General features: G+C 60.5%; 17 protein-coding genes. 6 read left to right on the top strand and 11 right to left on the bottom strand.

Annotated features, from left to right (window positions below; all coding sequences use genetic code 11):
- Window positions 1–7 precede the first annotated feature (7 nt).
- From ACP7E6_RS01525 to ACP7E6_RS01535, 3 genes are read right to left on the bottom strand one after another with little or no spacing between them, the layout of a single operon-like run.
- On the bottom strand, window positions 8–1387 hold the full coding sequence (locus ACP7E6_RS01525) for an ATP-binding protein (RefSeq protein ID WP_426227271.1): 1380 nt from the start codon (window positions 1385–1387) through the stop codon (window positions 8–10).
- A 26-nt stretch (window positions 1388–1413) separates the two neighbouring features.
- Window positions 1414–2115, bottom strand: a complete 702-nt coding sequence (locus ACP7E6_RS01530; protein ID WP_426227273.1) for a response regulator — start codon at window positions 2113–2115, stop codon at window positions 1414–1416.
- A 49-nt stretch (window positions 2116–2164) separates the two neighbouring features.
- Complete coding sequence (locus tag ACP7E6_RS01535; RefSeq protein WP_426228492.1) at window positions 2165–2590, bottom strand: MarR family winged helix-turn-helix transcriptional regulator; 426 nt, start codon at window positions 2588–2590, stop codon at window positions 2165–2167.
- 329 nt (window positions 2591–2919) lie between these two features.
- Between ACP7E6_RS01535 and ACP7E6_RS01540 the strand changes: the two genes are divergently transcribed.
- Window positions 2920–3810, top strand: a complete 891-nt coding sequence (locus ACP7E6_RS01540; protein WP_426227274.1) for a branched-chain amino acid aminotransferase — start codon at window positions 2920–2922, stop codon at window positions 3808–3810.
- A gap of 105 nt (window positions 3811–3915) precedes the next feature.
- Here the strand turns inward: ACP7E6_RS01540 and ACP7E6_RS01545 are convergent, their stop codons facing one another.
- The gene (locus tag ACP7E6_RS01545) at window positions 3916–4185 is read right to left on the bottom strand and encodes a hypothetical protein (RefSeq protein WP_426122376.1); all 270 of its coding nucleotides are present in this window, start codon (window positions 4183–4185) and stop codon (window positions 3916–3918) included.
- Window positions 4186–4607: 422 nt separating this feature from the next.
- On the opposite strand from ACP7E6_RS01545, the gene ACP7E6_RS01550 reads away from it, so the two are divergent.
- Window positions 4608–4772, top strand: coding sequence for a hypothetical protein (locus ACP7E6_RS01550; RefSeq protein ID WP_426227276.1), 165 nt, complete (start codon window positions 4608–4610; stop codon window positions 4770–4772).
- A 135-nt stretch (window positions 4773–4907) separates the two neighbouring features.
- Complete coding sequence (locus ACP7E6_RS01555) at window positions 4908–5549, top strand: MBL fold metallo-hydrolase (protein WP_426227278.1); 642 nt, start codon at window positions 4908–4910, stop codon at window positions 5547–5549.
- A gap of 93 nt (window positions 5550–5642) precedes the next feature.
- Here the strand turns inward: ACP7E6_RS01555 and ACP7E6_RS01560 are convergent, their stop codons facing one another.
- The 6 genes from ACP7E6_RS01560 to ACP7E6_RS01585 all read right to left on the bottom strand — a co-directional run bounded on the left by ACP7E6_RS01560 (window position 5643) and on the right by ACP7E6_RS01585 (window position 12315).
- Window positions 5643–6086 carry a BA14K family protein gene (locus ACP7E6_RS01560; RefSeq protein ID WP_426227280.1) on the bottom strand — a complete coding sequence of 148 codons (444 nt, stop codon included), beginning with the start codon at window positions 6084–6086 and terminating at the stop codon, window positions 5643–5645.
- Between the two features lie 144 nt (window positions 6087–6230).
- Entirely contained in the window at window positions 6231–6446 is a 216-nt protein-coding gene (locus ACP7E6_RS01565; RefSeq protein ID WP_037098666.1) for a cold-shock protein, read from the bottom strand.
- Between the two features lie 547 nt (window positions 6447–6993).
- Window positions 6994–7890, bottom strand: a complete 897-nt coding sequence (locus tag ACP7E6_RS01570) for a DMT family transporter (RefSeq protein ID WP_426227282.1) — start codon at window positions 7888–7890, stop codon at window positions 6994–6996.
- A gap of 142 nt (window positions 7891–8032) precedes the next feature.
- Entirely contained in the window at window positions 8033–9184 is a 1152-nt protein-coding gene (locus ACP7E6_RS01575; RefSeq protein WP_426227284.1) for a PQQ-dependent sugar dehydrogenase, read from the bottom strand.
- A 76-nt stretch (window positions 9185–9260) separates the two neighbouring features.
- Entirely contained in the window at window positions 9261–9947 is a 687-nt protein-coding gene (locus ACP7E6_RS01580; protein ID WP_426228494.1) for a class GN sortase, read from the bottom strand.
- 19 nt (window positions 9948–9966) lie between these two features.
- Entirely contained in the window at window positions 9967–12315 is a 2349-nt protein-coding gene (locus tag ACP7E6_RS01585) for a marine proteobacterial sortase target protein (protein ID WP_426227286.1), read from the bottom strand.
- A gap of 459 nt (window positions 12316–12774) precedes the next feature.
- On the opposite strand from ACP7E6_RS01585, the gene ACP7E6_RS01590 reads away from it, so the two are divergent.
- Window positions 12775–13977 carry a pyridoxal phosphate-dependent aminotransferase gene (locus ACP7E6_RS01590; protein ID WP_426227288.1) on the top strand — a complete coding sequence of 401 codons (1203 nt, stop codon included), beginning with the start codon at window positions 12775–12777 and terminating at the stop codon, window positions 13975–13977.
- A gap of 392 nt (window positions 13978–14369) precedes the next feature.
- Window positions 14370–15569 carry an MFS transporter gene (locus ACP7E6_RS01595; RefSeq protein WP_426227290.1) on the top strand — a complete coding sequence of 400 codons (1200 nt, stop codon included), beginning with the start codon at window positions 14370–14372 and terminating at the stop codon, window positions 15567–15569.
- Here the strand turns inward: ACP7E6_RS01595 and ACP7E6_RS01600 are convergent.
- A complete protein-coding gene (locus ACP7E6_RS01600; RefSeq protein ID WP_426227292.1) occupies window positions 15554–16447 on the bottom strand; it encodes a LysR family transcriptional regulator in 894 nt (297 codons plus the stop codon). The two genes, ACP7E6_RS01595 and ACP7E6_RS01600, sit on opposite strands and share 16 nt — an antisense overlap.
- 90 nt (window positions 16448–16537) lie before the next feature.
- On the opposite strand from ACP7E6_RS01600, the gene ACP7E6_RS01605 reads away from it, so the two are divergent.
- Window positions 16538–17572, top strand: coding sequence for an NAD(P)H-binding protein (locus tag ACP7E6_RS01605; protein WP_426227294.1), 1035 nt, complete (start codon window positions 16538–16540; stop codon window positions 17570–17572).
- Window positions 17573–17626: the final 54 nt, after the last annotated feature.

Raw genomic sequence — 17626 nt, forward strand, 5'->3', positions numbered from 1 at the left:
GCGGTGATCATACGGGAACCCGGACCACGGCTCTCAATCCACCCATCGGGCTATCCGACAGCGTGACATTGCCGCCATGGCTTCTGGCGATGTCCAGCGCAATGGCAAGGCCGAGGCCCGTTCCTGAACTGTCGAGATTGCGGGCCTCGTCGAGCCGGAAGAATGGTTTGAAGACGTCTTCGCGTGATCGTTCGGGGATGCCGGGACCGTCGTCGTCGACGGTGATGGTCAGCCATTTGCTGCTGTGCTTGGCATCGATATGGACGGTGCTGGCGTAGCGGTAGGCGTTGGATGCCAGATTGGCAACCAGCCGGGTGAAGGCGTTGGGACGGACGCGAATATTGTCGTCGCCTTCCACCGAGGTCGTGACCGCCTTTTCATGCAGTTCGCCCTCGAGCGTCAGCCGGTTCATGAGGTCGCTGAGTTTCAATTGCCCGACATCCTCCTCCGCTTCGCCGCGCGCGAAAGCGAGGTAGCCTTCCAGCATGCTCTGCATATCCTCGACATCCTGGTTGAGGTTGTCGAGATCGGCGCTGTCGCCGGCAAGGGCCAGTTGCAGCTTGAACCGGGTGAGAATGGTTCTGAGGTCGTGGCTGACGCCGGTCAGCATTGCCGTGCGCTGCTCGATCTGCCGCTCGATACGCTCGCGCATCTGGATGAAGGCGAGGCCGGCCCGGCGGATTTCTTCGGCGCCGCGCGGAGAAAAATCGTCGATCTTCTGGCCCTTGCCAAAACTCTCCGCCGCTTTGGCGAGCGCCAGGATCGGCCGGATCTGGCCGCGCAGGAACAGGATGGCAATGGTCAAAAGCACCAGCGAGGCGCCGACCATCCAGACGATGAAGATATGGGTGTTGGACGCATAGGCCTGGCTGCGGCGCGCATAGACACGCAGGATACGCTTGTCGTCGAGCTTGATGCGGACTTCGACGAGGTCCGAATTGCCCACCGTATCGATCCAGAACGGCTTGCGGATCTGGTCGGAAATCTCCTCGCTGAGGATCTGATCGAGAATTTCGAAGAAGGGTTTTGGACGGGGCGCCGGCAATTCGCCATCCGGCTCGATCGAGATACGCAGGTTGAGCCGGTCGCGAGCGATCTGGATGACATCGGCATAGTCGCTAGCCGGCATTTTATCGATCAGGTCGATGACGGCGGCGATATCGCCGGTCACCGCGGCAGACAGCCTTTGGGTCACCAACTGCCAATGCCGCTCCATGAAGACGAAGGCAACGACAGACTGCAGCAGAACCATCGGGATGATGACGATCAGCAGGGAGCGGGCATAGAGCCCTATCGGCAATCGCCGGCGCAGCCAGCGCATGGAGCGCTTCCAGGTGCTATCACCGGTTTGCGCGCGGGAGCGCCGCAGGATGTCAAAGCTCGCCATGGATACCCAGCCGGATGCTCATAGGATTAGTCCACGCTCAGCCGGTAGCCGATGCCGCGGACCGTCTGCAGCCAGACGGGATTGGACGGGTCATCCTCGATCTTGCGGCGCAGGCGGTTGATCTGCACGTCAATAGTGCGTTCACCGACTTCCGACTCGTCGCTGACCAGCTCATGGCGCGGGATGGTCTCGCCGGCGCGCTGCGAAAACAGCATCATGATCTCCTGCTCGCGATCGGTCAGCCGGATATGGTCGGCGCCGCGTCGCAGTTCCTTGCGCACCACCGAGAAGGTGAAGGGACCGAAGATGACCTGTTCGACCTTGGGCGCCTTTGCCGGTGCATTGCGCCGCAAAATATTATTGATGCGCAGCACCAGTTCGCGCGGATCGAACGGTTTGGGCAGGTAATCGTCGGCGCCGGCCTCCAGGCCCTCGATGCGCGCATTGGATTCGGCGAGCGCCGTCAGCATGATCACCGGCACGGTCTTGATCTTGCGCAGGCTCTGGGTCAGCGAAATCCCTGTCTCGCCGGGCATCATCACATCGACGATCAACAGGTCGTAGTCGATGCCTTCGAGCTTGCGGCGCGCCTGGTCGGCATCCGCGGCCGTGGTGACGCGAAATCCCTTCTCCATCAGATAGCGGTTGAGAAGATCACGGATCCGGCGGTCGTCATCCACGACCAGCAGATGGGCGGCATCGTCGTCGATCCTGATCGTCTTTGTCATCTGTCGTGGGCCCTGTCATCTGGTATAGGCCGGCTGTGGCTGCCGGGCGTCAATTTTCATCGGCATTTTTCATGCCGGCCAGGAAGCGTTTGACCAGTTCGCGTGCGCCGGGACCGGTTTTTTCCATGGCCTCGGCGATGCGCCGCGATTGTGGCTCGGCCAAGGCTCTTGCGAACGTCTTGCCTTCCTTCGTTGTATAGAGCTTGCGCTGCCTGCGATCCTCCGGCCCGGCGACTTGATGAATATACCCTGAATCGATGAGCTGTTTCAAAACACGGGCGAGGCTTTGCTTGGTGATCCGCAGCGTCTCGAGCAGGTCGGCAACCGTCATGCCAGGTTCGCGATCGACGAAGTGCAGGACACGGTGGTGCGCGCGCCCGAAGCCTCGCTTTTCGAGAATTACATCGGGGTCGGAGGTGAAATCCCGATAGGCAAAGAAGAACAGCTCGATAATCTCGAAATCGACCGCTTCGATCGTGTCTGTCCCGGCTGCGGACGTTTCGGTGTCGGTTTTCTGGTTCGGCTGTCCTGCCACGCAGTCGTTTCCTTTCAATTACAATGCACTTTACGAAACATTCGGAAAAATATGTCAGTCATATTGACATATTTTTTCGTCATTGTTAAGCCTTTGACCGCAGAAGGGCGAACTCCCGGCGTTTGCTTGTCCGTGAAGATAGGCCGCGCCGCGCCGATCGCCAATCCAAATTCATCATAGCGGATTTCCCTGGCTGGCGTTTGCCGATAAATGGAATCAGGGAAGACAATCAACACAAGAATGGCGCGTGGACGCCAAGGGATGAGACGATGGCATCAGTTCCTTTTGATCAGTTGGACGGGCAAATCTGGTTCAACGGTGAGTTCGTCGACTGGAAGGATGCCAAGATCCATGTGCTGACCCATGGGCTTCATTACGCCAGCGCCGTGTTCGAAGGCGAGCGCGCCTATGGTGGCCGCATCTTCAAGCTCACCGAGCACAACAAGCGCCTGCACAAGTCGGCTGAAATTCTCGGGTTCACGATACCCTATTCGGTCGAGGAACTGGATGTGGCGACGGTTGAACTCCTGAAGCGCCAGGGCTTCTCCGAGGCCTATGCCCGTCCGATCGCCTGGCGTGGGTCGGAAATGATGGGCGTTTCGGCCCAGAGCAACCGCATCAACGTTGCCATCGCCATCTGGCAGTGGGGCAGCTATTTCAATCCGGCCGAAAAGCTGAAGGGCATCCGCCTCGACATCGCCGAATATCGCCGCCCTGATCCGAAGACCGCACCCTGCGCCTCCAAGGCCGCCGGCCTCTACATGATCTGCACGATTTCCAAGCATGCCGCGGAAGCCAAGGGCTACGCCGATGCGATGATGCTCGATTATCGCGGACAAGTGGCAGAGGCGACCGGCGCCAACATCTTCTTCGTCAAGGACGGCGTCATTCATACGCCGGTTCCGGACTGCTTCCTCAACGGCATCACCCGCCAGACGGTCATCGAGCTTGCCAAGCGCCGTGGCTATCAGGTGGTCGAACGGGTGATCATGCCGGAAGAGCTTGCCGATTTCTCGGAATGCTTCCTCACCGGATCTGCAGCCGAGGTGACGCCGGTCTCCGAGATCGGCCCCTATACGTTCAAGCCGGCGACGATTTCCGAGACGTTGATGAACGACTACATGAAGGAAGTCTATCCGGTCGCTGCCGCCGCAGAATAATCGGCGGCTCCGATGCGCATTAAGAAAAGGCGGCCGATGAGCCGCCTTTTTTGTTGCTGAGATTTGGTTCGTTGACGCGATCGGGTACGGATCGCAATCCGCGTGTCAGGCTCGGCTTTTGCCCATGACCAAGCCGGCAAGCCCGGTCAGGACACCACCGCCGACAAGTCCGCCGATGGCTTGGGTGATCAGCCCGGCGGCCGCAGCTTCGCCACCCAGCATCTGGACGAGAAACCCGCCGCCAAGGCCGCCGATCGCACCGACGATGGTCCGTACGACGACGCTGAGTGCCTGTTGCTTGAGAACGGCGCCGGCCGCGTTTCCACCCGCTGCGCCGGCAATCAATTGCGTAATGATAGGCAGTAGTGCTTCCATTGCTTGCTGCTCCCGTGTCCGCCAGCGGCGTCCGGCCCCCCGGACTCACCTGGCACGCCGTCGATCCGGCATGTGCAGGTTGAGGCGAAAATTCGCACGAGTCAATTTCGCAACTGCGAAAAGAGATTTTTGCCGAGAGTCGCCTTCAGGTGGAGAGCCTGTGCATCCGTTCTCCTGGGAATAGGATGGTGAGGCGGACGCGTGTTTTGCCCAGGCACCGGCGACAGATTTCCCAGTTGCCGAATTTCCCGCGCGATCCGTTTCCAGTGAAGCAGGCGGGTCTGTCGGACGAGGCTTTGTCCATTCCGCTGTTCCCATTGGAACTGCGCATATCTCCAAATTACAAAATATTGAAATCGTTCCGCTTTATCGGAACTTTTGGGAAATCCCGGTGTTTACACGCCACAAGAGAGGGTACGAACATGCAGCCGACCGTTTCCGAAGACCACTATTCGACCGCGCGCCAGCTGCGCCCGGTCGTCGTCACCGTCATTGCCGCCAAGCTCGCGGTTTTCGCGCTGTTGATGACGACGATCAATTTTCAGGCGCCGCTGCCGGTAGCCGTCGAACTGGCGGACATACGCTAAGCGATTTCGCCTGCGTCAGCCGCGCCTGATTTCTCTCGCGATTACTCTGTGCTTTTGCACCTGTCTTTGCCGTTTTCATTGCAGCGCGTCCGTTCTATATGCTGTTCAACGAGTGAGACAGCGAGGCATAGCGGCATGTTACAGGCGGGCATTATCCCGGTTACCCATTTCCAACAGAATTGCACTGTTTTGTTCGATACCGAAACCAAGGAAGGCGTTGTCGTCGATCCGGGCGGCGATGTCGATCTGATCCTGCAGACCATCAAGGAAAACGGCATCACGGTGAAGGCGATCTGGCTGACCCACGGCCATATCGACCATGCCGGCGGTGCCAAGGAACTGAAGGACGCCCTGAACCTCGATATTATCGGCCCGCACAAGGACGATCTGCCCCTGCTTGAAAAGCTGGAGACACAGGCTGAAAAGTTCGGACTGGCGATGAAGGTCGAGAATGTGCTGCCGGACCGGTGGCTGGAGGATGGCGATACCGTGTCCTTCGGCGAGCATGTCTTCGAGGTTCTGCATTGCCCCGGCCATGCCCCTGGGCATGTCGTCTATTTTAACCGCGAACAGGGTTTTGCCCATGTCGGCGACGTGCTGTTTCGCGGCTCCATCGGCCGCACCGATCTGCCGGGCGGCAACCATCAGCAGCTTCTCGATTCTATCCGCGACAAGATCCTGCCGCTTGGCGATAGTGTCGGCTTCATCTGCGGTCACGGCCCGGGCGGTCAGATCGGCGAGGAGCGCCGGACCAATCCTTATCTGCGCGGCCTTTAAAGACAGGCATCGATCCTGTGCCGCGGGCCGGGACAACAAAAAAGGCACGTGCCGGTCAGCGCGTGCCTTTTCAGTGAAGTATTGCTTTTAGCCTCAGCCAGCCTGGCAGAAATAGTCCCGGCCGTCATAACCGCGGAACGTGCCGGACTGCGAATCGAACGAGCGGTAACGCTGCGAGCAATACCGGTACCAGCCGGGTGTCCAAGGCTCCAGTCCGCCGTAATTGCGAACGACCACCGGGCGTGGGCGGCGATAGACCGGACGGGGCTCATAATATTCGGGTTCCGGATCGATATAGACCCGTTCCTGATAACGCGGCTGGCTGGCAATTGCGCCGCCGATGATCACGCCGGTAGCCAGGCCAAGTGCGCCGAGCGCAACAGCGTCGCCGTTATTGTGGCGGCGATAGTCCCGGTCGTAGCCACCATGACGATAGCCGCGGCGGCCCCAGTCCTCAGCCTGTGCGGACGATACTGTCGGGATGACCGTCGCTGCGGTGGCGAGGGCAAGAACGGCAGCTTTGATAACCTTGTTCATTGATTCGATCCTGTTTTCGGCCGGACACTTCAGTCCTTGATGCTGAAGCCAGATTACTATGGCGAAACTGAACGCAGGCTGAATAAAAAAACCCGGCTACGAGGCCGGGCTTCAACGTCGATCTGTTGCACGAAACCCGGCTGTTTAGCCCGAAACCTGCAGGTTGACCGCCTTCGGGCCTTTGCCGCGGCGATCCGGTTCGGTGTCGAAGCTGACCTTCTGGTTCTCCGATAGTCCGTTCAGGCCCGAAGCCTGTACTGCGGAAATATGCACGAAGATGTCTGCCCCACCATTATCCGGCTTGATGAAACCAAAGCCCTTGTCGGTGTTGAAGAATTTAACAATGCCAGTCTCGGCCATACGTCAGGTCCTTTTTCCTCTGCCCGGATGCGGCGGGCAGCATTACAATGTTTTGCCCCGAAGGGCGCGCGGCAGGCAGTTCTCGACTATGAGGAAAGGGTCCTGTTATTGCAGCCAGTCATCGAAAAACTCCGTTTTTGCCCAACTGCCCGGAATATTGTGCGTGTCCGGCGCGCGTGAATATAAAGGTCTTCCCGTGTTCGCAAATTGCCCGAACACAGTAAGCTTGCTGTGTTTATTTTAAATTGGCAAGCAAAAGTTTTTTGAAACAAGTGTGCCGTTTTGGTTTGTTTAAAAAGCAATCAACTGCCGAAAAATGTGGTTCTCCTGATGATATACTGTAAATAACTGAAAATATTAGAATTTTTATGTAGATGCACGTTTTTGAGCCATTTGCGGCCGAGAGTGTCGCAGCCGGCCAAGGTAACGCAGGCTGCTCCATTGCGGATTTTGAATATTAACCGTTTGATAAAACTTGGTACGTGTCGGCATCCTAATGCAATACGCCCGAAGGCGAGAACGCTGTGCCCATACTACTGGCGCAGTATCAGGCGCCGGCGGCGATGCGCTTGGATTTCGTCAATTCGGGCACGATCTCGGCAATCAGCATGGCGGCAAAGATCGTCGCGCACCCGATATAGCCCACCATGGTAATGGTTTCGCCCAGAAGCAGAACGCCGAGCAGGGCTGCAAACAACGCTTCCCTCGACAGGAAGATCGCTGCCTGCGGCGCGGTCGTGTAGCGCTGGCCGACCACCTGGCAGATGAAGCCGATACCGCTGGAAAAGAGGCCGGCATAGAGGATTTCGGGTAGTGCGTTGGTGATCGCGGTCATATCGAGCGGCTCGAACATCGCCCCGGCCAGGCAGCCGAGAACGGCACAGACGGCAAATTGCACCACGCAGAGCAGCATCGGCCGGCCGGTACTGCCGACGAAAATGCCGACCAGCATCACCTGAAGCGCCCAGAAGGCAGCGCAGATGATCGTCAGAAAATCGCCGTTGTTCAAACCGGAAAGCGTACCGCCGCTGAGAAGGAAGATGCCCAACAGCGCCAATCCGGCCGCCGGCCAGATGACCCAATGCGGCTTGCGGCGCAGGAACACGACCGTCAGGATCGGCACGAACACGACGTAAAGACCTGTCAGGAAGCCGGAATTGGTGACGCTGGTGGTCATGAGACCAAGCTGCTGCGTCATCGCGCCGGCAAACAGCGCCAGCCCGATCCAGAGAAAATTGCGGATGCTTGATTTGGGCATCGGCACTTCCGCCTTGCGATGCTCCCACAACGCCAAGGGTGCCGCGACCGCTGTTGCAATGGCAAACCGAAGACCGATGAACCACATCGGACCGATCGAATCCATCGCCGTCGATTGGGCGACGAAACCGGCTCCCCAGATGGCGCCGGATAGAAGCAGGAAGAGATTGGCCTGGATGCGGGTCACGGTGCTGGTCCTGATGTCTTGGCACGAGGGCCACGCATCGGAACGATTTCAGGGCAGCGGTGCGGTGGATCCTATGTGCACCTGAGCTAACACTTGCATCGATTTTCGGCAAGCGGAGACCTGCCGCAAAAAGGGTGGGCCATCAGCTCCGGTTGCCCGGCGCGGAAACCCGCAGCAGCGCCCCGCCGTCTCCATCGGTGAGCATCAGAATCGACCCGTCGGGTGCGACCTTGACGTCGCGGATCCGTCCGAACTCACCTTCAAACAGGCGCTCCTCCGCAACAACCGCGCCGCTTTCATCCCGCTCCAGCCGTGCCAGCAACTCCGATTTCAGCGCCGTGACCAACAGGTTTCCATTCCATTGTGGAAACATCGCGCCGCGATAGACGTCGATGGCGCCGGGGGCGATCGATGGATCCCAATAGTGGAGGGGCTGTTCGTAGCCGTCAGCGGCCTGTCCGACGCCGATTTTCACGCCGGAGTAATCCTTGCCGAAGGTGATGACGGGCCAGCCATAGTTCTTGCCTGGTGCCGGCATGTTGATCTCGTCGCCGCCGCGCGCGCCGTGTTCGACGGTCAGCAGCTGGCCATTGGCCGGATCGGTGGTGATTCCCTGCGGGTTGCGGTGGCCTTTCGACCAGAGCTCTGCAAGTCCGGCCTTGCCATCCTTGTAGGGGTTATCCGCGGGAACGCTGCCATCCGGCTGAATATGCAGAATGGCGCCGGCATGGTCGCGCATGTCCTGCGCCCGGTCGCCTTCGCCGCGATCGCCGATGCCGAAGAACAGGCTGCCATCGGCGGCAACCGCGATCCGCGATCCGAAGTGCTGGCCCTTGCCGGTGAACCTGTTCATCCGGAACAGTTCCTGCACCTGCGTCAGGCTTTTCCCGTCCTTGGAAAGCACCGCGCGAACGATCGCCGTTCCGTAGCCACTGCCGTCTGCGGCGGCCAAGGCGAGAAACAGCGTGCGGTTGGTGGAAAATCCGGGATCGAGCGCAACATCCAAAAGCCCGCCCTGTCCCTGCCGGGCCACCTCCGGCACGCCGCTGATCGGCGCGGATGCCTTGCCGCCACTGATGATGCGAAGCGTGCCGCCAAGTTCGGTGACGATGTAAGCGCCGTCCGGCAGCACTTCGACGGACCATGGATTGTCGAGACCGGATGCGATCGTGTCGATCTGAACGGCGGCTTTTTCGGTCGTGAACTGCTTTGCATCCCCGGCAAGGGCAGGGGCCGCAGTCAGAGCCGATACCAATCCGGCGGATTTCAACAGGCTTGCAAATGTCATGGCCATCTCATTCTCCCAACGCATCCTTGTTGAAGCTGGGTTTTGAGGCGGGCGTATCAAGGTCGAGAGCGTGCTTTTGCGATCAAAAGGATTTGACCGTGAGTTTACCGGGGCTACCTTGCGCGGCGAGCGTCGATGGGCCTGCATCTTCAACGAGTTCGGCATTGACGATATAGCGAAGGGGGCCTTGCTCTGTGGCATCGAACGGCCAGCAGGTGGCGAGCGCCAGATTGCGGCCGGGCGCATCGGCATTGATGCCGCTCTCGTCCCAGCGGGCGATGCGGCTGGTGCCGGCACGGAAGGTGAGGTTGGCTCCATCCCTGCGGGTAATGACCAGAAGGTCGCCCTGCTTGACGTCTTTCAGCCAGCGGAAATGCGTGTCGCGATGGGCGGCGATGACCGATGTGCCAATTTCCCCCGGCGCCGGTGTATTGGCCAGGCGGGCCGGGCCGAAGGCCAGAGCCTCGCCGCTGGCGCCGGAAAGCACGACCGCGGTTTTGCCGATCCGAAGGGCGGTGATTTCCGCCTCGGTGGTAAAATCGGCCCAGGGCCAGGGCTTGGCATTGGTTTCGCCCTGTAGCTGCGCCTCGAAGCTGCGCTTCAGAAGAACCTGGGAAAACTCCGCCTTGGCCTTCATGTAAAAGCCTTTGCCGACCAGCATCAGGCCGGCGAGCGCGATCAGCAGGATGCCAGCCAGAACCACCGTCTCCAGCGCGTTGAGGCGCGCCAGAAAACCGGCGCGCCCTTCCTTGTTTTGTCCTTGCTCCAGGATCGCATCGTCGCCAGGCTTATCGGACACGGTCACGCGCCTCCGAAACCAGGCCACGCAGCTGCCAGCGCCAGAGGCTGAAGGTTGTTGCTGCCATCAGGGCAAAGGCAAGCAGCATCAGGCCGATCAGGATATGCCGGTCGGCGAGCGTCGCCGTCTGCGGCAGGTCCACCTGCTTGCCGGCATCGGCAATCATGCTGGCGGCACGCGCCGTCGGGGCTGCTGCCATCCGGTCGGCAACCACCATTGCCTGCTGCTCGCTTTGTTCCAGCGATGCCTTGCGTTGCCCTTCCGGAATGGCCTGCTGTGGCTTTTCGCCAAACACCTTCTCGAAATCCCAGCCCTCGGGCAGGTTGAGCGGCAAGTCGGTGCTTACGACAGGCTCGTTGACAGGACGGGACGGCGTCACATCGACGGCCACCAGACTGGTGACGCGGGAGACGAGGTGGTTGGCCAGCGCCACCGTCTCGATTTGCTTGTCGAGGGCGGCGGCATCGTTCACCGCATAGGCGTTGGCTTCCAGATCGTCGATCTTGCGGCGCGCCCAGAGCTTGGCAATGCCCTTGCCTTCAGACGCCTTGGCAACATCCATTTCGATGCGCCAGGGCTGGTTGCCGGTCTTGCTGATCTGCAGCTTGCCGGCGGGTGTTGCGCCATCCAGTTCCGCCGTCAGCACCACCGGCTCGCCGCGATAGAGGTCCGGCATCGGGTTCGGGGTGATATCCTGCGCATTGGCCCCATCGAAGCTGACGGCGATGTCGGTCATCACAGGATTTTCGAGCTTGGCGAACAGCTCACCCATGCGGGCTGCGACCTGGTCTTCCGAGCCGATCAGCGTGAAGGTGCCACGGCCGAGTTCTGCGGCCTTGGTCATGAAATGCGTGTTGGGCGCCGAGCCGATGCCGACGGTGAAGACGCGGGCATCGCCACGGTTCTTCGAAATCTCCTCGAACAGCTGCGCCTCGTTGCCGATCGCGCCATCGGTAAGGAACACCACCTGCCGCAGGGCGCCGGGCTCGACTGGCCCCTGGGTGCGAAGGGCCGCTTCCAGCGCCGGCAGCATTTCGGTGCCGCCATCGGCGGTCAGGCCGCGAACGAAGGCGATGGCATTCTCGCGCTTGTCCGGCGTTGCCTGGACGAGCGAGGGGAAATGCACCTCCATCGTGTCGTCGAAGCGGACGACGTTGAACTTGTCTTCCGGCCGCAGTTTCGAGATCGCCAGTGCCAGGCTGTCACGCGCCTGCTCGATCGATGGCCCGGCCATCGATCCGGAATTGTCGATGACGAAGACGACTTCACGTTTCGCTGGGGTTTCCGTTGCAGCGGATGCGGTGGGAGGCGTGACGAAACCGAGCAGATAGGTCTTGCCGTTCTGCGTTTCGCGGAACAGGCCCGCATTCGGCGTCTTGCCGGCGATGGCATTCCAGCTCAGTTCGAAATCCTTGTCGGCCGGTACGCTGCCGCCCTTCAGCGAAATCTTGCGGGCCATGTCATCGACCGTCTGCATCTCGGTCTGATGGAAAGGCGAGGTGACAGTGCCGAGCGGGAAGCCGGCATTGAGATTGACCGTCAATGTCACCGGATTGATCCTGGCATTTTCAGCGGGATCAAGCACAGGGGCCGTGATCTTGTCGCGGTCGGGAACCGGATCATTGACGGCATAGCCGGACTTCGGATCGAGATCGACCGTCTGGACGATCGGATCGGGATTGTAGCGCGGCGCCACCACCATCGGAAACCTCAGCGAGAATTTGCCGCCCGACTGGTGGACGCTGCTCTGGTACTCGATCTGCACGACGATGGTTTCGCCGGGACCGATATTGGCCACCTGGTTGGTAAAGATGTTGGGGCGCTGTTGCTCAAGAAGGGCGGTCTTCTTGCCTTCGGCCTTGGCTTCCTCGTAGACCCTGCGGGCCTCTTCGCGGGCTTTGATCTCACCCTCGATGAAGCGGTCGCCGATCTGCATTTTCAGCGTATCGACGGCGGAACTTTCCGGCAGCGGAAAGACATAGGTGCCCTCGACCCAGCCCTTGCTCGGGTTCTCAAAGCGCTGGGTGACGCGGGTGCGGACGATCGGGCCGTTGACGTCGATGACGACGTCGGTCGCAAGCCTCGGCGCCTCGACGAAGGATCCGGGCTCCTTCGACGGGAAGAGCAGGGCGCCGGTGCCCATGTCGTTGGGGCGGACATAGCCGGCAAAACGCTGCGGCTTGCTTTCGTTCGTCTCAGCCATCGCATGCGAGAAGAAGCCCATGGCAAACAGCAGGGCGAGTGTGACGGCAACCAGCATCGCCACGATCAGATACTCGATTTGCCGCCCGCTGATGCGGCTCGGCGGCTTGGCGGTGTTTTCGGTGTTCAGAAGCATTGCAGGCCCCCTCGGCGCAGATGGATTCGTCTGCCTTCAGAAAAGACTTCGAAATCGGCTGCACAAGGACGGAATTGCGGCAGGCCAAGGCATTTGTTGTGACCAAATCAAGGCTTTGCGGAAATCCGCCAAAGCGTTTGTTTTTGATGAATAAATCACGGTGGAAAAACGTTCTTGCCCTCATGTCCCGACTGATGGTGGAGGCTGGCATTTCTGCTTAGCCGGGTTCAAAAAGCAGAGTCGTTTCAGTCTTCTGCGCGGCAGAGCCGACAAACTGATTCATCTGAACCGGTGATGTCACCGATGAAACATTGTCATGGTTACGCATTTTGCAGGTTTTCTCGGCTCTTTGCGCTTGAAACCGGGGCGGTCTTTCGACATACACCTAACCGCTATGGAGCCCGGCAGAGCCGCTCCATTGGCCGCATGCTGTTTCAACCTGATCAGGACAAACATATCATGGCCTTTCTTGCCGACGCCCTTTCCCGTGTAAAGCCATCCGCCACCATCGCCGTTTCCCAAAAAGCCCGGGAACTGAAAGCCAAGGGCCGCGATGTGATCGGGCTTGGCGCCGGAGAGCCGGATTTCGATACGCCTGATAATATCAAGAAGGCTGCGATCGACGCTATCAACCGCGGTGAGACGAAGTACACGCCGGTTTCCGGCATCCCCGAACTGCGCGAGGCGATCGCCAAGAAGTTCAAGCGCGAGAACAACCTCGATTATACCGCTGCCCAGACGATCGTCGGCACCGGCGGAAAGCAGATTCTTTTCAACGCCTTCATGGCGACGATGAATCCGGGCGATGAAGTCGTTATCCCGGCACCTTACTGGGTTTCCTATCCCGAGATGGTGTCGATCTGCGGCGGCACGCCGGTGTTCGTCGAAGCGACCCAGGCCAACAATTTCAAGCTGACCGCCGAAGACCTCGACAAGGCGATCACCGACAAGACCAAGTGGTTCATCTTCAACTCGCCGTCCAACCCGTCGGGCGCGGCCTATAGCCATGCCGAACTGAAGGCCCTGACCGACGTGCTCCTCAAGCACCCGCATGTCTGGGTCCTGACCGACGACATGTACGAGCACCTGACCTATGGCGACTTCAAGTTCGCCACGCCGGTCGAAGTCGAGCCGAAACTTTATGACCGGACGCTGACCATGAACGGCGTCTCCAAGGCCTATGCCATGACCGGCTGGCGCATCGGCTATGCGGCCGGGCCGCTGTCGCTGATCAAGGCGATGGACATGATCCAGGGCCAGCAGACCTCGGGCGCCTGCTCGATCGCGCAATGGGCGGCCGTCGAGGCGCTGAACGGCACGCAGGATTTCATTCCTGAGAACAAGAAGATCTTCGAAGGCCGCCGCGATCTGGTCGTGTCGATGCTCAACCAGGCCAAGGGCATCGAGTGCCCGTCGCCGGAAGGTGCGTTCTACGTCTATCCGTCCTGCAAGGGCCTGATCGGCAAGACTGCGCCGTCGGGCAAGGTCATCGAGACAGACGAGGACTTCGTCTCCGAACTGCTCGAATCCGAAGGCGTCGCCGTCGTCCACGGATCGGCCTTCGGTCTCGGTCCCAACTTCCGCATCTCCTACGCGACCTCGGAAGAACTGCTTGAGGAAGCCTGCAAGCGCATCCAGCGCTTCTGCGGCGCCTGCAAGTAAGCAGCTCTAACGAACGATAACGAGCCCGCCGGTAACGGCGGGTTTTTTCGTTGGGTTTTCAGCGGTAGTCATGGCCGAACACCAAATTCCCTCATTACCGCCCTTGTTGTAAAGCCCGGTAATGAGGGGAGGATTAGGATGACCGGGTGAAAGGTGGCAGAGGCGGAGAGGCTGTGCGCCTGCGCGCAAGCTGTTACAAACCAAGCAGATATTGCGAAATATACCCACACTCAGGAAGCTTTGCCTCAATCAGGTTTAACCTCCACGACCAATGGCTTTGCCCAAGTAGCGACATCTAGCCACCGGCCGGAAAATTGGGACTTCTAACACACCAAGCGGCTTCCGCTCCCGCCCAAATCCCGTTACACAACGGCCTATCGAGGAGCCCAGCCATGACCATTGCGCCGCATCACAGGATCTATACCTGTTTCTTCCTGTTTGCCGTGTCGCTCGGCGCGTTGCTGGCCCGCATGCCGGATCTGCAGGTGGCGCTTGGGGTCAATAAATCCGAGCTCGGGCTGACCCTCATCGGCATGGCGATCGGGGCGCTGATCTCGCTGACATTCTCCTCGCCGCTGATCGCCCATCTTGGCGCACGGACGACAGCGTTCATCACCATTCTCGGCACGGCCGCAGCGTTTGCGATCGTTCCCTGGGTTGGTGCTGCGCCGCTGGTGTTCTGCGTACTGTTTGTCGCCGGCCTGCTTGCCGGCGCGCTTGAGATCAATCTCAATGTCGAGATCGACCGGCTCGAAGCGCGGCTCGGGCGTGGCATCATGAACAGGGCGCACGGGTTTTGGAGCCTCGGGTTTTTCGTTACCGCGCTGATTGCGTCTGGCGTGCGCCAGGGGGAAATCTCCATGCAGTTCCATCTCGCCGTGACGTTCGCCGTCGTACTTGTCGTCGGCCTCTTTGCCATTTCGGGTATCCGCAACGCACCGGCGCGCCCCGTTTCGCATGAGGCCAAGGCCCCATTGTTCGCCGTGCCAACCCTTGGCCTGCTACCGCTCTGCATCATCGGCATCGCCGCCTTTCTCGTCGAAGGGGCGGGGATCGACTGGTCGGCGATCTATATGCGCGACGTCTTTGCCGTCGAGCCGTTCATCGGCGGTCTCGGGCTGACGCTGTTCACGTTCTTCATGGCGATCGCCCGGCTGTTCATCGATCCGGTCGTCGACCGGTTCGGCGCCCGCAACGTCGCCTCGGTCCTGCTCGTCCTGTCGGCCATCGGCCTGACAGCCGTCTGGCTTGCGCCGCATGCCTATATCGCGCTGTTCGGTTTTGCCCTGATGGGCGGCGGATGCAGCGCGGTCTATCCGCTGGCGGTCTCGGCCGCCGCCCAGCGCACCGACAGGGCCGCACAGGTCAATGTCGCAGCACTCGGGCAGGTGACGTTCATCGTCTTCTTTCTCGCGCCACCGCTGCTCGGTTTCATTGCCGAACATGCCGGTATCCGCACGTCCTATCTCGTCTGCCTGCCGTTGATCATCTATGCGCTGTTTTCGGTCAAGGCGCTGGCACCGCGGCGGGGATCGCAAGGGTTGACGCAGGCCCCAGCCGGCGGCGTGCCGTCCGATCATCTGCCGATGTAGGCCAAAAATCCCTCCACCAGCGCATCGAAAGTGGCGCGGCAACGCGGCGTGGTTTTCAGGTTTTCGTGCATGACGACAAAGGTTTCGAGCGGCAGCGTGAACTCTTGTTCGAACAGCCTGACGATATCCGGATCACGCGTGGCGAGCTGAACCTGACAGACGCCGATGCCGAAGCCGGCGCGGATGGCCGCCAGCTGGGCCAAGTTACTGTCGGCCCGGAAGGACGGACGCATCAGCTCGATCAGCGGCACGCGCTTGCGGATGGCCCGGACAAATGCGCTTTCGCGATCAAAGCCGATGGTGCGGTGCTGAAGCAGGTCTTCGAGCTTGTCCGGGGTCCCGTGTTTGTCGAGATAGCGCCGATGGGCGTGCAGTCCCAGCGGAATGCCGCCGATACGGCGGGTAATCAATGCGTCCTGTTGCGGCTCGACCATGCGCACGGCGATATCGGCTTCCTGGCGCAACAGGTCCTCGACGGCATCCGACAGCGACAGCTCGATGACGAGGTCCGGGTGACGGTCACTCAGCGCCGTCAGCATCGCCGGCAGTACCTCGATGCCGATCACTTCGCTGGCGCTGATCCGCACCGTGCCGCGCACGCCGCCGCCCTGTCCGGTCGCGGCCCGAAGCAGCGCGGCGGCATTCGCGGCCAGCTGCTCGGCATGGGGTTTAAGGTCGATCGCCGCTTCGGTCGGGATCAACCCCTGCGGAGAGCGGGTGAACAGCTGGAAGCCGATAATGGTTTCCAGCGCATCGATATGGCGGCCGATGGTCGGCTGCGTCAGCCCCAGCTCGCGGGCGGCGGCCGACAAGGAGCCTTCCTGCAACACGGTCAGGAAGGTCCGGTAGAAATCCCAGCTTGGCTCGTTTCTGTCCATCTATTTTTGTATATCAGCTAAATAGTTTTCGGCAATTCCGTTTAATTGGAAAGAGTTCAGGATGGTCTGCATCGAACAAGGAGATCAGACATGACTGAGCAGGGAAAACAGATCGCTCTCATCCTCGGCGCCACCGGCGGTATCGGCGGCGCGGTTGCCCGCAACTTGAAGACCCGTGGCTGGACGATCCGGGCGCTGCATCGCGATCCCGCCAAGGCGGCCGCGAAAAGCGAGCATTTCGATTGGGTGCAGGGCGATGCCATGCGGGCGGACGATGTGCTTGCCGCAGCAGATGGGGCAAGCCTGATCGTCCATGCCGTCAATCCGCCCGGATACCGCAACTGGGGTACGCTGGTCCTGCCGATGATCGACAACACGATCGCGGCGGCCAAGGCAACCGGCGCGACGGTGCTGCTACCCGGCACGATCTATAATTTCGGCCCCGACGCCTTCCCGCTGCTGCATGAAAAATCGCCGCAGAACCCGGTCACCGCCAAGGGAAAAATTCGCGCTGAAATGGAGCGCCGTCTGGAAACGGCGTCGCGGGAAGGCGTTCGCGTCATCATCGTCAGGGCAGGGGATTTCTTCGGCCCGGGCGCTGCCAACAGCTGGTTTTCGCAGGGCATGGTGACGCCGGGCAAGCCGGTAACCGCCGTGACGTATCCCGGCCGCAAGGGTACCGGTCACCAATGGGCCTACCTGCCGGATGTGGCCGAGACGATGGCGCGTCTTGTCGATCGCCGCGAAACCCTGGCACCATTCGCCGTCTTTCATATGCAAGGCTTCTGGGACGATGACGGTACGCGTCTCACCGCTGCGATCCGGCGCGCCAGCGGCAATCCGAACATGAAGGTCAAGTCCTTCCCGTGGTGGATGATGCGGTTCGCAGCACCGTTCGTGCCGTTGCTGAAAGAGCTGCGGGAGATGCGCTACATCTGGCAGCAGCCGTTGCGCATGCCCAATGACCGGCTGGTCGCCGCTATCGGTGCCGAACCCTGGACCCCGATCGACGAGGCGGTACGCGCCTCACTTGCCACCCTTGGCTGCCTGCCGCCGGAACTGGCGATGCCGCAAAGGGCTTTGCCGGCGCCCCGTCAGGGCGAGATGGGAGAGGTGACGGCATGAGCGCTTGCGCTGCACCCCGCCGGTCTTGCCGCGCGGGGGGCCGAGATGAAACGC

The sequence above is a fragment of the Pararhizobium sp. DWP3-4 genome (assembly GCF_049898205.1).
Taxonomy (GTDB): domain Bacteria; phylum Pseudomonadota; class Alphaproteobacteria; order Rhizobiales; family Rhizobiaceae; genus Pararhizobium.

Coding starts and splice junctions, on each gene's coding strand:
- ACP7E6_RS01565 (WP_037098666.1), bottom strand. CDS start 6,446: ATGGCCGAGACTGGCATTGTTAAATTCTTCAACACCGACAAGGGCTTT.
- ACP7E6_RS01560 (WP_426227280.1), bottom strand. CDS start 6,086: ATGAACAAGGTTATCAAAGCTGCCGTTCTTGCCCTCGCCACCGCAGCG.
- ACP7E6_RS01525 (WP_426227271.1), bottom strand. CDS start 1,387: ATGGCGAGCTTTGACATCCTGCGGCGCTCCCGCGCGCAAACCGGTGAT.
- ACP7E6_RS01555 (WP_426227278.1), top strand. CDS start 4,908: ATGTTACAGGCGGGCATTATCCCGGTTACCCATTTCCAACAGAATTGC.
- ACP7E6_RS01550 (WP_426227276.1), top strand. CDS start 4,608: ATGCAGCCGACCGTTTCCGAAGACCACTATTCGACCGCGCGCCAGCTG.
- ACP7E6_RS01540 (WP_426227274.1), top strand. CDS start 2,920: ATGGCATCAGTTCCTTTTGATCAGTTGGACGGGCAAATCTGGTTCAAC.
- ACP7E6_RS01530 (WP_426227273.1), bottom strand. CDS start 2,115: ATGACAAAGACGATCAGGATCGACGACGATGCCGCCCATCTGCTGGTC.
- ACP7E6_RS01575 (WP_426227284.1), bottom strand. CDS start 9,184: ATGGCCATGACATTTGCAAGCCTGTTGAAATCCGCCGGATTGGTATCG.
- ACP7E6_RS01545 (WP_426122376.1), bottom strand. CDS start 4,185: ATGGAAGCACTACTGCCTATCATTACGCAATTGATTGCCGGCGCAGCG.
- ACP7E6_RS01585 (WP_426227286.1), bottom strand. CDS start 12,315: ATGCTTCTGAACACCGAAAACACCGCCAAGCCGCCGAGCCGCATCAGC.
- ACP7E6_RS01600 (WP_426227292.1), bottom strand. CDS start 16,447: ATGGACAGAAACGAGCCAAGCTGGGATTTCTACCGGACCTTCCTGACC.
- ACP7E6_RS01595 (WP_426227290.1), top strand. CDS start 14,370: ATGACCATTGCGCCGCATCACAGGATCTATACCTGTTTCTTCCTGTTT.
- ACP7E6_RS01590 (WP_426227288.1), top strand. CDS start 12,775: ATGGCCTTTCTTGCCGACGCCCTTTCCCGTGTAAAGCCATCCGCCACC.
- ACP7E6_RS01605 (WP_426227294.1), top strand. CDS start 16,538: ATGACTGAGCAGGGAAAACAGATCGCTCTCATCCTCGGCGCCACCGGC.